Genomic DNA, 14,130 nt, shown 5'->3' with positions numbered 1-14,130 from the left:
CGGGACAGCTTTTCAGGACATCGAATGACTTCCAAGCCCGCGCGTCTGCGCAAGGCCGTACTTCCCGTCGCCGGTCTCGGCACGCGGGTTCTTCCCGGCACCAAGACGACTCCCAAGGAACTGCTGAACGTCGTTGACCGGCCGATCCTTTCCTACATTGTCGAGGAAGCCCGCGAAGCCGGGATCGAACACATCGTCTTTGTCACCGGCCGCTCCAAGGGCGCGATCGAGGACTATTTCGACCACCAGATCGAGCTTGAGGCCCAACTTCTGGCCAAGGGCAAGACAGCGATTCTGGAGATGATGAACGCCGAACTGGCCAAGGCCGGCGAGATGAGCTTCACCCGCCAGATGCAGCCCAAGGGCCTGGGCCACGCCGTCTGGTGCGCGCGTGACATCATCGGTCATGAGCCGTTCGCCGTCATCTTGCCTGACGTCATTGTCGATGGCCAGCCGGGCGCGTTGAAACAGCTTGTCGATGTATATGAGGAGACGGGCGGCAATCTGATTGGCGTCGAATCGGTCGATATCGCAGACGCCCACAAATACGGCATCGTCGATCCGGCCAGCCGCGAGGGCAATCGCATCACCATGAAGGGGATGGTCGAAAAGCCCGCACCCGGCACGGCGCCGTCCAACCTGTCCATCGCGGGCCGCTACATCCTTCAGCCCGAGATCTTCGACCTGCTGGCGACGCAAGAACGGGGCGCTGGCGGCGAGATCCAGTTGACCGACGCCATGGATCGGCTGATGCACGAGCAAAGCTTCACCGCCGTCGAATATGAGGGCGTGACCCACGACTGCGGCGACAAGATCGGCCTGCTGCGCGCCAACGTCGCCCTGGCCCTGAAACGCCCAGATTTGGGTGAGGCGGCGCGCAAGGCGATTTCGGCCCTGCTGTAACCTTACGGAAGCCTGCGGGGGTTCCGGTTCGCATCGGCCCCTGCTAACCCTCCGCCAAATCATCAGGAGACGTATCATGGCGACGAGCGAAGGCTGGGACATGCCCACCGGAGACCTCATGAAGGGCAAGAAGGGCCTGATCATGGGGGTCGCGAACTCCAGCTCCATCGCCTGGGGCATCGCATCGCAACTGGCCGCCCAGGGCGCCGAGCTGGCCTTCACCTATCTGGGCGAGAGCCTGGAGCGCCGCGTGCGCCCTCTGGCCGAAAGCGTCGGCGCCAAGCTGCTTATCCAGGCCGACGTCACCGACGACGCCTCGATGGACCATGCCTTCGCCGAGCTGGAAAAAGAGTTCGGCACGATCGACTTCGTCGTCCACTCGGTCGCCTTCGCCAACAAGGATGAGCTGAAGGGTTCGTTCGTCGACAACACCACGCGCGACAGCTTCCTGCTGGCCATGAACATCTCGGCCTTCAGCTTCGTGGACGTGGCCAAGCGTTCGGCCAAGTTGATGCCCAATGGCGGCTCGATGATCACCCTGACCTATCTGGGTTCCGAGCGGGTCATTCCGAACTACAACACCATGGGCGTGGCCAAGGCTGCGCTGGAAGCCGCCACGCGCTACATCGCGCGCGATCTGGGTCCCAAGAACATCCGCGTCAACGCCATCTCGGCGGGCGCCATGCGCACCCTGTCGCTAGCGGGCATCTCGGGCGGGCGTGGCCTGCACTCCAAGTCGGCGCAGTTCTCGCTGATCAAGGAAGAGACCTCGATGGAAGGCGTCGCGGGCGCGGCCCTGTGGCTGTGCTCGGACCTGGGCCGTTCGACCACGGGCGAAGTCGTGCACGTCGATGCGGGCTTCCACGCGGTGGGCCTGCCGGAAGACATCGAAGCCTGATCCCGACGGATCGGTTGAACATCAAGGGCCGCCGGGCGAACCGGCGGCCCTTTTTGCTTTCGGGGCGCGACGGCTCCGCTTATCCGTAGGCTATGAGCGCGCCGAACCTCCCTCCCCCCGCCAGCTTCTCCGCCGCCGCCGTGGCCACCGTGGTGGGCTTCGGCGGCACGGTCGCCCTGATCGTGCAGGCGGGTCAGGTGCTGGGCGCCGGCCCGACCCAGATCATTTCGATGGTGACGGCCCTGTGCCTGGGCATCGGCCTGCCGGGGATGTTGCTGAGCTGGCGCTTCAGGATGCCGGTCGTCCTGGCCTGGTCGACGCCGGGGGCGGCCCTGCTGGCGGCCTCGGCGCTAGGCCTGGGCTGGGCCAACGCCATCGGGGCCTTCGTGTTTGCAGCCCTGTTGATGGTGCTGACGGGCCTGGCGCCGGCGCTGGGACGGCTGGCGCAGAAGATTCCCGCCTCGGTCGCCTCGGCCATGCTGGCGGGCGTGCTGCTGCCCTTCGTGCTGAAGCTGTTCAAGGTCGTGCCGGATGAGATGGGGCTGGCGGTCGGACTTCTGGCCGTCTTCATCGTCACGCGGCGGCTGTGGCCCGCCTGGAGCCTGCCCGCCGTTCTGGTCGCCGCCTTTGCTGTGCTGGCCTTCAAGGGGCAGATCGGCCTGCCGCCCGGAACCGGCCTGTTCGGCGGCCTGTCGCCGGTCATGCCCGTCTTTGACTGGAAGGTCGCCGTCAGTCTGGGTCTGCCGCTGTTTCTGGTCACCCTGGCCTCGCAGAACCTGCCGGGGCTGGTGGTGCTGAGAGCCGCCGGATACGAGCCGCCCGCCAACCGTCTGATCTTCGCCACCGGCCTGACCAGTCTGATCGCCGCCCCATTCGGCGCGCACGGGGTCAATCTGGCCGCCATCACCGCCGCCCTGTGCACCGGTCCTGACGCCCATCCCGATCCCGCGAAACGATGGATCGTGGGCGTCATCTATGGCGGGTTCTATGTGGTGGTGGCCCTGTTCGCGGCGCCGCTGGCGGGCCTGTTCATCGCCATGCCGCATGCGGTTCTGGCCATCATCACGGGCCTGGCCCTGATCGCGGCCCTGACGGGGGCGCTGGGGGCCATGCTGGCCAAGCCGGACGCGCGGGAAGCCGCCGTCCTGACCTTCGCCGCCACAGGCTCCGGCGTCGCCCTGTTCGGCATCGGCGCGGCCTTCTGGGGGCTGGTCGTGGGATTCGCCGCACTGGCGGCGATGCGCTGGATCAGACCGAGGGCCTGACACGGCTCGCGGTCCATCGACATTCAGTTAGTCAGTCTCTCGAATCGTCATTCCGGGGCTGAGCGGAGCGAAGAACCCGGAACCCAGGCTGAACGGCGCCGGAGCGACCTCCTGGGTTCCGGGTTCGCCCCTTCGGACGCCCCGGAATGACGGTTCTGAACTGGCTTAGTCGCGCAGCGAGGCCGGGACCTGGCCGCCGTTTTCGGCCAGCTTCTGCCAGACCGCTTTGGACAGGGCGATGTTCTGCTCGGCCGAGCCGTGTTCGCCAGCATGGACGTTCAGTTCTTCAGCCAGCTCCTTGCGGGCCGACAGGCTGGAATCGAGGTCGAGCAGTTTCAGCAGGTCGACGATCGAGGTGCGCCAGTTGCCGCCGCCGCCCTTGCTGGCGGCGAGGCCGCTCAGAACGGCTTCAACGTCGACCGGCGGCAGGCTGGCGGGCGCAGCAGTCGGCGCGGCGCCTGCCGGAGCGGCTGTCGGTGCGGGGGCCGGAGCCGCCGCAGGCTTGTGGTTCGTGATCTTGTTCCAGATGGAAGAGAAGATGCCCATGAGGTCGCGCTCCTGTTGAGGTTGCGGACTAACGCAACCATGACAGTATGGTTCACGTCCGTGACGGAATCTCAAGCCCCCGCTGAACCGCCGGACGCGCCAGCCCGCGTTCCAGCCAGGCGGCGACGTGCGGGAAGTCCTTGAACCCGACGATCTCGCCCGCTTCGTAGAAGCCGATCAGGTTGCGCACCCAGCCCAGGGTGGCGATGTCGGCGATGGAGTAGTCGCCGATGATCCAGTCACGCGGCTCGCCGCCTTCATTGGCCAGACGGGTCTCCAGGACGCCCAGCAGACGACGGGATTCCGCGACGTAGCGATCGCGCGGGCGCTTGTCCTCATACTCCTTGCCGGCGAAGCGGTGGAAGAAGCCGAGCTGGCCGAACATCGGGCCGATGGCGCCCATCTGGAACATGACCCACTGGATCGTCTGGTAGCGTTCGGCCGGATCCGCCGACAGGAATTTGCCGGTCTTCTCCGCCAGATAGATCAGGATGGCGCCGGATTCGAACAGGGCCAGCGGCTGGCCGCCAGGACCGTCCGGGTCGATGATGGCGGGGATCTTGCCGTTGGGATTCAGCGACAGATATTCCGGTCCCCAAGTTTCATTCTTGGTGATGTCGATCAGGTGCGGCTCATAGGCCAGACCGACCTCCTCCAGCATGATCGACACCTTCACGCCATTTGGCGTCGGCAGGGAATAGAGCTGGAGCCGGTCAGGATGCCGGGCGGGCCAGCGCTGGGTGATCGGGAAGGCGGACAGGTCGGTCATGCAATGAAGTCCTGATGGCGGATGCACCAATGTTGGCGCGATCCGCCTATTTCGCAACAGCGGCAGGAGCAGTGCAATCGCGCGCTTGTGAATGGCGACGCTGGGACGTCAATGCCAGCTTGTCTGTGACCCGATCACAGGTCGTATCTGGAGACGCCCGATGGCGCACAAGTTCGAAGTCTATAAGGACAAGGCTGGCGAGTTCCGTGTCCGCTTCAAGTACAATTCCGAGATCATCTTCTCGACCGAAGGCTATTCGGACAAGTCAGGCGCCAAGCGCGCGATCGAGTCGATCAAAAAATACGTCGCCGACGCCCCGACCGAAGAAATCTAGGTTCAGTCGGGCTCGCGCTCACCCACCTCGTTCGGCGGCACGGCCAGCAGCCAGCCGTCGGCGAGGTGAAGCTCGGGCACCGCTTCTTTCGTGAACGGCAGATACCAGGTCGGCCCGCCGGTCGCGGGCGCGATCTCCAGCATGTCGTCGGCGCCGAAATTCTGCACCGACTTGACCTGGCCCATGAGGGCGCCGTCCACGGCGCGGGCCTGAAGTCCGATCAGATCCGCCAGATAGAATTCATCTTCGTCTGGTTCCGGGAAGCGGTCACGCGGGACGTGCAGCTTCAGACCGCGCAGGGCGTCGGCCTCTTCCTTGGTGGCGATCTCCTTGGCGCGGCCCACGACACCGTTCTTGTCGGGCCGCGTGGAGGTCAGGGTCAGGGCCACGGAGCCATCGGCGCGCAACAGCGGACCATAGGCGGTCAGGGCCAGAGGGTCGGCGGTGAAGGCGGTCACCCGCACCTCGCCGCGCACGCCAAAGCCGCCGCCGATCTGGCCGACGAGGATGAGTCTGCTGTCCGTGGTCATGCCGTTCTCTCCGCTTCAGGCCGCCCATAACAGAAAAGCAGCGCCCGTGAGGACGCTGCTTTCCATGCCGGATTGGTCGAGAAAGCCTTAGGCTTCCGTGGTTTCTTCAGCCGAAGCTTCAGCGGCCGGAGCCTCTTCAGCGGGGGCTTCTTCAGCAGCCGGAGCCGGAGCGTTCTTGGCGGCTTCAGCTTCTTCCTTGGCGCGGGCAGCGGCTTCGGCGGCTTCGGCCTTGGCGGCGGCTTCGGCTTCCAGGCGGTCGGCTTCGCGCTGGGCGCGTTCAGCGGCGCGCTCTTGCGCCTTCTTGCCGGGCTGGGCCTTGTTCGGGTTGTTGCCTTGCGTCCACTTGACCTTGGCGCCCAGGGTCTCGTCCTGCGACAGGAAGCGCGCGACGCGGTCGGTCGGCTGGGCGCCCTTGCCGAGCCATTCAGCGATACGCTCGACCTTCAGGGCGACGCGCGGCGTGGCGCTGTCCTTGGGAAGCATCGGGTTGTAGGAGCCGACCTTCTCGATGAACTTGCCGTCGCGGGGGGCGTGCGAGTCAGCAACGACGATGTGGTAGTAGGGGCGCTTCTTGGCGCCGCCGCGGGCCAGACGAATCTTCAGCATTTTCAGTCTCTTTCTAGAAAGTCGTTATTTCTTTGAGGGGAAGCCCGGCAAGCCCGGAAGGCCCCCCGGAAGTTGTCCGCCGCCCAGGCCCGCCAGACGGTCCTGCACAGCTTTCAGTTCGTCCGCGCTGGGTTCAGCCATCTTGCCGCCGCCCAGAGCCTTAAGGCGCGCCATGTCCGGCCCGCCCATTCCACCGCCGCCGAGGCCGCCGAGCATGGCCGCCATCTGCTGCATCTTCTTGGGTCCGCCACGCGCCATCGACTTGACCATGTCGGCCATCTGGCGGTGCTGTTTCAGAACCCGATTCACGTCCTGCACGTCGACCCCGGCGCCCGCCGCGATCCGCTTCTTGCGCGAGGCGTTCAGCAGGTCCGGCTTCTTGCGCTCGGCCTTAGTCATCGAGGAGATGATGGCTTCCTGACGCAGGATCATGCGGTCGTCGATGCCGCTGTCGGCCATCTGGTTCTTCATCTTGGCCACGCCCGGAAGCATGCCCATGATGCCCTGCAGACCGCCCATCCGCTTCATCTGCTGAAGCTGACCGGCCAGATCGTCCAGATCGAACTGACCCTTGGCCAGCTTGCGGGCCATCTTCTCGGCCTTGGCCTGATCCAGGTCCTGAGCGGCCTTTTCGACCAGGGCGACGATATCGCCCTGCCCCAGGATGCGGCCTGCGACGCGGCGGGCGTCGAAGACGTCCAGGGCGTCGACCTTTTCGCCGGCGCCCAGATATTTGATCGGCAGGCCCGTGACGGCGCGCATCGACAGCATGGCGCCGCCGCGACCATCGCCATCGGCGCGGGTCAGGACCAGACCCGTCAGGGGCAGGCGCTCATGGAAGGCCTTGGCGGTGCGGACGGCGTCCTGACCAGTCAGGCTGTCGGCGACCAGCAGGGTCTCGACCGGCTTGGAGATCTCGGCGACCTCGGCGACCTCGTTCATCAGCCCTTCGTCCAGGGTGATGCGGCCGGCGGTGTCCAGGATCAGGACGTCAAAGCCCTGCAGCTTGGCGGCGGTCAGGGCGCGGCGGGTGATCTGGACCGCGCTCTCGCCCGCCACGATCGGCAGGGTCGCGACCTCGATCTGCTTGCCCAGGGTGGCCAACTGCTCCATCGCGGCCGGACGACGCGTGTCCAGCGAGGCCATCATGACCTTCTTGCGATCAAACTTGGTCAGACGCAGCGCCAGCTTGGCCGAGGTCGTCGTCTTGCCCGAACCCTGCAGACCGGCCATCAGCACGACGGCAGGCGGGTTGGCGTTGGTGTTCAGCGGGACCGGCTCTTCGCCGCCCAGCATCTCGATCAGGCCGTCATAGACGATCTTGACCACCTGGTCGGCCGGCTTGACCGAACGGATGACTTCTTCGCCGGTGGCGCGCTCGGTGGCGAAGGCGATGAAGTCCTTGACGACCGGCAGGGCGACGTCGGCCTCAAGCAGGGCCACGCGCACTTCGCGCATCGCCTCTGCGACATCCTTTTCAGACAGGGCGCCGCGACCGGTGATCCGGTCGAAGACGCCTGTAAGCCGCTCGTTCAGAGCCTCGAACATACACTACCTCGTTTGGCGCAGGTGAAACGGCTCCATACGACAACGGCCTCTGGCGACGATCACGTCGGCAGAGGGTTCTCGCCAGCCTCATCCATTCTTTTGGGCTATCGGCCGTTCGGCCTACTTGAGCCTGTGCTCAGGTAGCGCTCGGCGCGGTAGCACCAACCAAGATGGGGTCGTGCTGGTGGAGACGCGAGGTTCACTTGCGTCGGAAGCGGCGGCTTATGAAGGAAAACAATGGAAATGTCGAATCCGACGCCCCTTTATGTTTCACCTGTCACAGCCAAGCCCGAAGATCGGGTCAGCGTCCAGCGTGTCAAACCAGGATATCGAGCAGGACGGCTTGGGATTTGCCTTCCTCGGACGCCTTCTTGACCTCGGCCTTCATCATTTCCTCCATTTTCTCCGCGATCAGCTTTTCGATATCGCCTTCGATGGCGGCGCGCTGGGCGCTGGGCATGGCCGCCAGATCGTTCTCGGTGATCTTCTTGGCGGACAGGACCTGATCGCGCAGTTTTTCCTTCAGCTTCTTCATCTTCTGGTCGTGCGCTTAGGCGCGCAGGCCCTTTCGCGGATCTGCGGAAGATCGCCTTGAAGCGCAGAGGTCGGCTTATTCTGCCTGGCAGAAGACGATGGTGCGCCGAGCGGTTGAGACCCCAAAAAACTGCCAACTGACGAAATCGACATGACAATCGTCTCCGTTGGGCTGGTGTGGAGCCAGCCCTTCGTCAGCGATCATGCAAGCAGGGCGCCGCAGCGCCGAACCTGTTATTGTTGGGGCTCGTCCGAAGCCGGCGTGTCTTCCGACTTGGCCTTGGCGCCGGGTTCGGAGACGACGATGCCTTCCGGCGCCGCCGACAGTTTGGACAAATCGCCGCCCGCGCGCAGGACGTCCAGAGCGCGCTCCAGCTGATAGTCCTTGTCCTTGGGGAACTTGTCGCCGGGGGCTTCGTGCGGGATGTGGGCGCCCTTGCGCTCGGCGCCGATCGAGGAATCCAGCGCCGTGGCGTAGGCGGCCTCGGAATAGATGAAGCTGGAGCGCGAGACGATGCGGGCCTCAGCCTCCGAGCGGGCGACCTCCAGATCCGGCTCGATGCCGATCTTCTGGATCGAGGCGCCGGACGGGGTGTAGTAGCGCGCGGTCGTGATCGACAGGGCGCCGTCCTGCCCCTGACGCAATGGGATCACCGTCTGGACCGACCCTTTGCCGAAGCTTGTCAGGCCGACGACCGTGGCGCGCTGGTGATCCTTCAAGGCCCCCGCGACGATTTCCGACGCCGAGGCCGAGCCGTAGTTGATCAGCACCACCACCGGCAGGCCGCCGGTCAGGTCGCCGGGCTTGGCGGAATAGCGCTGGATCTGGTCAGGCTTGCGCCCACGCTGGCTGACGATCTCGCCGCGCTCCAGGAAGGCGTCGGACACGTCGATGGCGGCATTCAGCAGACCGCCGCCATTGTTGCGCAGATCGAGAACATAGCCCTTCACGCCCGGCTTTTCGGCCCTGATTTTGGCGATGGCCTCGGACAGTTCGCGGCCGGTGTTCTCGTTGAAGGTCGAGACGCGCAGATAGCCGAAATCGCCCTCGACCCGGCCGGTGACCGACTGGATCTTGATCAGCTCGCGGGTCAGGACGACCTCGCGCGGTTCTTCGCCGTCGCGCAGGAAGGTGACCTTGATGCTGGTGCCGACCGTGCCGCGCAGCTTTTCCGACACCTGGCTGACGGTCAGGCCGGATGCGTTCTGGCCCTCGATTGAGGAGATGACGTCGCCCGCCTGGACCCCGGCCTTGGCGGCGGGGCTGTCGTCCATCGGCGAGATGACCTTCACCATGCCGCCTTCAGACGTGATGGTCAGGCCCACACCGGAATATTCGCCCGAGGTGCGTTCGCGCAGGTCGCCGTAGCTGTCGGGCGCCAGATAGTTGGAGTGCGGGTCCAGCGCCGTCATCATGCCGCTGAGTGCGGCCTCGATCAGCTTCTTGTTGTCGACCGGGACGACATAGGCCTGCTCGACGATGCCCACCACGTCGCCGAACAGCTCCAGCAGGCGGAAGGTTTCGTTGCGAGGCGTCTGGCTGGACACAGCGGCGGCGGATCCGCCGAGCACCAGTGCGGCGCAGCCGACGAGGAGCAGTTTACGCATTCGGTCTCTTTCGGTGGGGCCGATCATCGATGGCACCCGATAAGGTAAGGCCCCGCAGACACGATGAAATCATGGCGACGCAGCGTCCACTGGATAAAATCAGCGTCAGAAGGGAAAGCAAGGTCTTATCGCACCTTGGCGATCAATGACGCAGAGAATGCGACGTCTCAATCACCCAGCTCTCGTCATCCTCGGCACGAGACCGAGGATGACGAGCAGGGAAGCGTGCGTCACGGATCACCGCAGCCAGGGCGCCGGATCGATGGGGCGTTCGTCGCGACGAAGCTCGAAATAGATGTCGCCGTCAGGTCCGCTGCGCCCCAGGGTCTGGCCGTCCGACACGCGGGCGTCCGGGGCCACGTCCACAGCCTCCAGCCCGGCGATGACGGCGCGCCAGCCGGGGCCGAGATCCAGGATGACCACCTGCCCCCAGCCGGTGAGCGGTCCCGCATAGGCCACTTTGGCGTCGGCGGGCGCCGTGACGGCGGCGCGGTCGGCCCGCCAGCGCCAGCCGGAGGTCTTGGGTCCATAGGTTTCGCTGGGCTCGCCCTTGATCGGGCTGCTGAGACGGCTGCGATTGGCGGGCAGGCGCGCGGTCTCCGGCTCGGGCGCCTCGGTCGTGGGCACGGCGCCGCCCAGTTCGCGGATGCGGGCCTCCAGCACCCGGGCGGCGCGTTCGGCGGCGCGGGCCTCGGCGCCCAGAACGGCGGTCAGGGCGGACTTGCGCGTGGTCAGGGCCTCGATCTCGCCGCGCCGGTCCCCCTGGGCGCTCTCGGTCGTCAGCAGGCGTTCGGAGGACAGGACAGCCAGACGCCGCACCCGCATGATTTCGGCCTGCTGCTCGCCCAACGCAATGGCCCGGCGCTCAAGCTCTGGCGTCATGGATTTCAGCAAAATGGAGGCGCGCACCGTGTCGATGGCCTTGTCCGCCGGGACCAGCAGCGGCGGCGGCGGGCGGCGGCTCATCATCTGAAGGGCGCTGAGCAGGCGGCCCTGGGCGCCGCGTTCGCGGGCCAGATCGGCGACCAGGGCGGCCTCGCGGTCACTAAGCTGGCGCAGACGGGCGCGCTGGGCCTCGATCTGCATGTCGCCGTCATTCTCCTGCACCCGAAGCTCGGCCAGCCGGTGCTCCAGATCGCCCAGCTCACGGCGCGCGGCGTCGGCGTCGGCGCGCAGGCGGCGCGCGCGCACGGCCTCGTCGCGATATTCGGCCTGAACGCGCGAAAGCTCGCTCTCCGGAGCCTGACGGCCCGTCGCCGGGGCGGCGGCCATAAGCCCTGCCAGCAGAATGAGGATGTAGGGTGCGCGACGCATGTCAGTCGCGATGATAGGGCGATCCGGCCAGGATGGTCACGGCCCGATACAGCTGTTCGGCCAACATGGCGCGGGCCAGGGCGTGAGGCCAGGTCTGGGGACCAAAGGCCAGGGTCGAGGACGCGGCCTGGCGCACGCTTTCGTCCAGCCCGTCCGCCCCGCCGATGGCGAAGACCAGACGCCGTTCGCCCTGATCACGCAGCCTGGCGATATGGTCGGCGAAGGCGCGCGAGGAATAGGTCTTTCCCCGTTCGTCGCAGGCGATCAGGTGTGCGCCCTCGGCGGCGGCCAGGATCAGTTCGGCCTCGGGCGCCTTGCCGGGTTTTCTCGCTTCCAGATCGATCAGATCGAGGGGACCCAGGCCAAGCGCCCGGCCCGACAGGGTGGCGCGCTTGGCGTAGTCGTCGGCAAGCGTCGCTTCCGGCCCGCGACCGGGCCGGCCGATGGCGACGATGCTAAGCTTCATCGTTTAGTCGCGCGCGGTGCGGTGAGCGGAATCGACCGCCCAGATCTTCTCGATGTTGTAGAAGGTGCGCACTTCGGGACGGAACAGGTGGATGATCACGTCGCCGGCGTCGATCAGGACCCAGTCGCAGTGCGGCAGGCCCTCGACCTTGGCTTTGCCCAGACCCTGTTCCTTCAGGGTGCGCAGCAGGTGGTCGGCGATAGCGCCGACGTGACGGTGCGAACGCCCGGACGCCACGATCATGGTGTCGGCCATGGCGCTTTTGCCCTTGAGGTCGATCAGGACCATGTCCTGAGCCTTGTCCTCGTCCAGGCGGGTCAGCAGGGCTTCTTCGAGCGGGGTGGAGCCGACCGGGCGCGGGGCGGAATCGCCGAAAGCAGGGCCGTCTTCGGAATGGAGAGGTTCGATAGCGTCCATCTCGTGCGCCGTGTTCGAAACGGCGGCGTCTTGCGCATCATACGCGGGCGAGGGGGTCAGCGGAGGGCTCCGGGAGCGTTGACTAAAGCAGACCTGTAGCACGGATGGGCCCGATCGTGAACCGGCGAAGGGATCAAACCCGAATCACCGTGGCGTCAGGACGGCTTTTCAGACCCGCGTGCAGCCCGTATCGCGCTGGACGAACGGGGATTCAGAGGCGCCGTCAGATAGGTCCAGGCGGGGGCCGCAAGCGTGGCCAGAAGCCCCGCCTGCTCGGCCGGAACCCGCGCCCCGGCGAACCGGGCGGCGGCGGGCGCCGTGCGGCTGTCCAGCAGCGAGCCGGGCCGGGCGATGACCGCCACCGGCATCAGCCGCATGATGTCGGTCCAGCCGCGCCACTTGTGGAAACTGGCCAGATTGTCGGATCCCATCAGCCAGACGAAATGCACCCCCGGATGTCGCGCGACCAAGAGGCGCAGGGTGTCCACCGTCCAGGCGACGCCCGCGCGCGTCTCGAAATCCGAGACGATCATCGACGGACCGTGGGCGTGTTCGCGGGCCGAGGCCATGCGCTCGGCCAGGGGGGCGCTGTGGCGCGCGTCTTTCAACGGGTTCTGCGGCGAGACCAGCCAGACGACCCGGTCCAGGCCCAGACGGCGCTGGGCCGTCTCTGCGACATGGGCATGGCCGTCATGGGCCGGATTGAAGGAGCCGCCGAACAGCCCGACCTTCATTCCCGGCGACAGGATCAACCCATCGCGCAAGGCCCCAGAGCGGGGACCGGCGCCCTTGGGCGCAGAACCGGCGTGGAAAAAGGTCAAGCGGGCGTCTCTGACGGGGGAGTTATGCTCAGCGGCGCCCTTAACACGGCGAAAGACGCCCTGTCCCCGTTTATCGTCCCTGTATTATCGTCCGTCGTCAGACAGCCGCCTCGAACAGGGCGTCGCGGGCGATGTCGGCGTGGGTCATGGGGAACAGATGGCCGCCGCCGGGAACGACCTCGACCGTCAGATTGCGCGCGGCGTGAGAACCGACCGGCACGCTGGTCAGGGCGCCGTGCTCGGCTTTCAGAATGCGGATCGGGCCGGGATAGCGGCGCAGCGCCCGCCACGGATCATGGGCCTGGGCGGCGTAGTTGGCGGCCTCCCACTCCGGCTTCGCCGTCAGGGCCCAGCCCTCAGGCGTCTGGGTCAGGCCGTCGCTGAGATAGTCGGCCAGCACCATGTCGGGCCAACCCTTGAAGGCGCCCCGCCCGCGATAGGCGGCCATGGCCTGTTCGGGGCTGTCGAACACGGCGCGGCGACGACGCGTGGACTTGGCGATGGGGATGTTGTCCAGAGCCAGACGGGCGAAAGGCAGGTTGAAGGCGAAGACCGCCGAGCGTTTCCAGATCACCGGATCGAAGAGAACCAGACTGGACACCCGGTCCGGCTGTTCCGCCGCCGCCATCAGAGACGAGGTTCCGCCCATCGAATGCCCGGCCAGAACCACCGGCGGTCCCTCGACCGCCTTCAGCAGGCCCAGCAGGTCGTCGCGGTAGTCCAGCCAGCTGGTCTTGACGCGCGGATCGGTCGGCAGGCGCGTCAGACCATGCCCGCGCAGATCCGGCGCCCAGATGCGCAGCGACGCCGACAGCGGCGACAGCAGGCTGCGGTAGGTGGCGGCGTTGAAGCCGTTGGCGTGAGAGAAGATCAGGTCGACCGGACGTTTCGGATCACCGAAATCCAGCACCGACATCTCGCCCGCGCCCCAGCGATTGTCGATGGGCACGGTCAGGCGGCGGGGCGGGGCCATCAGGGCCGCATCCATGATCACGCAGCCTCGCGGCAGGCGGGGCAACGGCCATGCGCCTCGATCGTGGTGCGGGCGATCTGATAGCCGGCGGCAGCGGCGGCGGCGTCGATGGCCCCCTGATCCGGGCCTGCGACCTCGCGCGTCGAACCGCAGCAGTCGCAGATCAGAAAGGCGGCGGCGTGCGACGCCGCGCCCTCATGTTCGGCGCAGGCGACATAGGCGCTGATGGAGGCGATGCGGTGGGCCATGCCCAGACGCTCCAGAAACTCCAGCGCGCGATAGACGGTCGGGGGCTTTGCAGCCTGTCCGTCCTCGCCGAAACGGGCGATCAGGTCATAGGCCTTCACCGGCTCGCCGGTCTCCAGCAGCAGGGCCAGGACGCGGCGACGCGGCGCCGTCATCCGCTCGCCTGCCGCTGACGCGCGCGCCTCGGCCGCCTCCAGCGCACGCGTCAGCGTAGAGCCATGCAGGCCCGAATGGTCGTGGTCATGATCGCAGGCGGAACCCATGGACCACAGCTAATGGCTGAACGCCCGCACCGCAACACAGGGCGTCCACGCCTACATCGCGATATCGTCAGATAAGGTTCAGGTTACGG

General features: G+C 66.5%; 17 protein-coding genes. 4 read left to right on the top strand and 13 right to left on the bottom strand.

Features of this window, described 5'->3' with window-relative positions; all coding sequences use genetic code 11:
* Positions 1-24: 24 nt before the first annotated feature.
* From galU to KWG56_RS17075, 3 genes are all read left to right on the top strand, one after another.
* The gene (gene galU / locus KWG56_RS17085) at positions 25-903 is read left to right on the top strand and encodes a UTP--glucose-1-phosphate uridylyltransferase GalU (protein ID WP_219353055.1); all 879 of its coding nucleotides are present in this window, start codon (positions 25-27) and stop codon (positions 901-903) included.
* A 100-nt stretch (positions 904-1,003) separates the two neighbouring features.
* Positions 1,004-1,801, top strand: coding sequence for an enoyl-ACP reductase FabI (locus KWG56_RS17080; protein WP_219355342.1), 798 nt, complete (start codon positions 1,004-1,006; stop codon positions 1,799-1,801).
* Between the two features lie 92 nt (positions 1,802-1,893).
* Entirely contained in the window at positions 1,894-3,066 is a 1,173-nt protein-coding gene (locus KWG56_RS17075; protein WP_219353054.1) for a benzoate/H(+) symporter BenE family transporter, read from the top strand.
* Between the two features lie 165 nt (positions 3,067-3,231).
* Here the strand turns inward: KWG56_RS17075 and KWG56_RS17070 are convergent, their stop codons facing one another.
* Together KWG56_RS17070 and KWG56_RS17065 are read right to left on the bottom strand one after the other, a co-directional pair.
* Positions 3,232-3,612: a DUF3597 family protein gene (locus tag KWG56_RS17070; protein WP_219353053.1), complete on the bottom strand. Its 381-nt coding sequence runs from the start codon at positions 3,610-3,612 to the stop codon at positions 3,232-3,234.
* Positions 3,613-3,664: 52 nt separating this feature from the next.
* On the bottom strand, positions 3,665-4,381 hold the full coding sequence (locus tag KWG56_RS17065; protein ID WP_219353052.1) for a glutathione S-transferase N-terminal domain-containing protein: 717 nt from the start codon (positions 4,379-4,381) through the stop codon (positions 3,665-3,667).
* Positions 4,382-4,541: 160 nt separating this feature from the next.
* Here KWG56_RS17065 and KWG56_RS17060 point away from each other — a divergent pair, with 160 nt between their 5' ends.
* On the top strand, positions 4,542-4,715 hold the full coding sequence (locus tag KWG56_RS17060) for a YegP family protein (RefSeq protein ID WP_201099897.1): 174 nt from the start codon (positions 4,542-4,544) through the stop codon (positions 4,713-4,715).
* Between the two features lie 2 nt (positions 4,716-4,717).
* Here the strand turns inward: KWG56_RS17060 and rimM are convergent, their stop codons facing one another.
* The 11 genes from rimM to KWG56_RS17005 all read right to left on the bottom strand — a co-directional run bounded on the left by rimM (position 4,718) and on the right by KWG56_RS17005 (position 14,041).
* On the bottom strand, positions 4,718-5,245 hold the full coding sequence (gene rimM, locus KWG56_RS17055) for a ribosome maturation factor RimM (RefSeq protein WP_219353051.1): 528 nt from the start codon (positions 5,243-5,245) through the stop codon (positions 4,718-4,720).
* 87 nt (positions 5,246-5,332) lie between these two features.
* Positions 5,333-5,851 carry a 30S ribosomal protein S16 gene (gene rpsP, locus KWG56_RS17050; protein WP_201099895.1) on the bottom strand — a complete coding sequence of 173 codons (519 nt, stop codon included), beginning with the start codon at positions 5,849-5,851 and terminating at the stop codon, positions 5,333-5,335.
* Positions 5,852-5,875: 24 nt separating this feature from the next.
* A complete protein-coding gene (gene ffh / locus KWG56_RS17045; protein ID WP_201099894.1) occupies positions 5,876-7,399 on the bottom strand; it encodes a signal recognition particle protein in 1,524 nt (507 codons plus the stop codon).
* 316 nt (positions 7,400-7,715) lie between these two features.
* Positions 7,716-7,934, bottom strand: a complete 219-nt coding sequence (locus KWG56_RS17040) for a hypothetical protein (RefSeq protein WP_219353050.1) — start codon at positions 7,932-7,934, stop codon at positions 7,716-7,718.
* Between the two features lie 233 nt (positions 7,935-8,167).
* Positions 8,168-9,541 carry a S41 family peptidase gene (locus KWG56_RS17035; RefSeq protein WP_219353049.1) on the bottom strand — a complete coding sequence of 458 codons (1,374 nt, stop codon included), beginning with the start codon at positions 9,539-9,541 and terminating at the stop codon, positions 8,168-8,170.
* A gap of 237 nt (positions 9,542-9,778) precedes the next feature.
* Entirely contained in the window at positions 9,779-10,855 is a 1,077-nt protein-coding gene (locus KWG56_RS17030) for a murein hydrolase activator EnvC family protein (protein ID WP_219353048.1), read from the bottom strand.
* Position 10,856: 1 nt separating this feature from the next.
* Positions 10,857-11,321 carry a 23S rRNA (pseudouridine(1915)-N(3))-methyltransferase RlmH gene (gene rlmH, locus KWG56_RS17025; RefSeq protein WP_201100849.1) on the bottom strand — a complete coding sequence of 155 codons (465 nt, stop codon included), beginning with the start codon at positions 11,319-11,321 and terminating at the stop codon, positions 10,857-10,859.
* Between the two features lie 3 nt (positions 11,322-11,324).
* Positions 11,325-11,738, bottom strand: coding sequence for a ribosome silencing factor (gene rsfS / locus KWG56_RS17020; RefSeq protein WP_219353047.1), 414 nt, complete (start codon positions 11,736-11,738; stop codon positions 11,325-11,327).
* Between the two features lie 155 nt (positions 11,739-11,893).
* Positions 11,894-12,559: a nicotinate-nucleotide adenylyltransferase gene (locus KWG56_RS17015; RefSeq protein WP_219353046.1), complete on the bottom strand. Its 666-nt coding sequence runs from the start codon at positions 12,557-12,559 to the stop codon at positions 11,894-11,896.
* 97 nt (positions 12,560-12,656) lie between these two features.
* On the bottom strand, positions 12,657-13,547 hold the full coding sequence (locus tag KWG56_RS17010; protein WP_219353045.1) for an alpha/beta fold hydrolase: 891 nt from the start codon (positions 13,545-13,547) through the stop codon (positions 12,657-12,659).
* Positions 13,548-13,549: 2 nt separating this feature from the next.
* The gene (locus KWG56_RS17005) at positions 13,550-14,041 is read right to left on the bottom strand and encodes a Fur family transcriptional regulator (protein ID WP_219353044.1); all 492 of its coding nucleotides are present in this window, start codon (positions 14,039-14,041) and stop codon (positions 13,550-13,552) included.
* Positions 14,042-14,130 lie beyond the last annotated feature (89 nt).

This window comes from Brevundimonas nasdae (genome assembly GCF_019395145.1).
Lineage (GTDB): Bacteria > Pseudomonadota > Alphaproteobacteria > Caulobacterales > Caulobacteraceae > Brevundimonas > Brevundimonas nasdae.
Note: the sequence above shows the minus strand (reverse complement) of the source record. Positions and strands in the feature narration are given on the sequence as shown.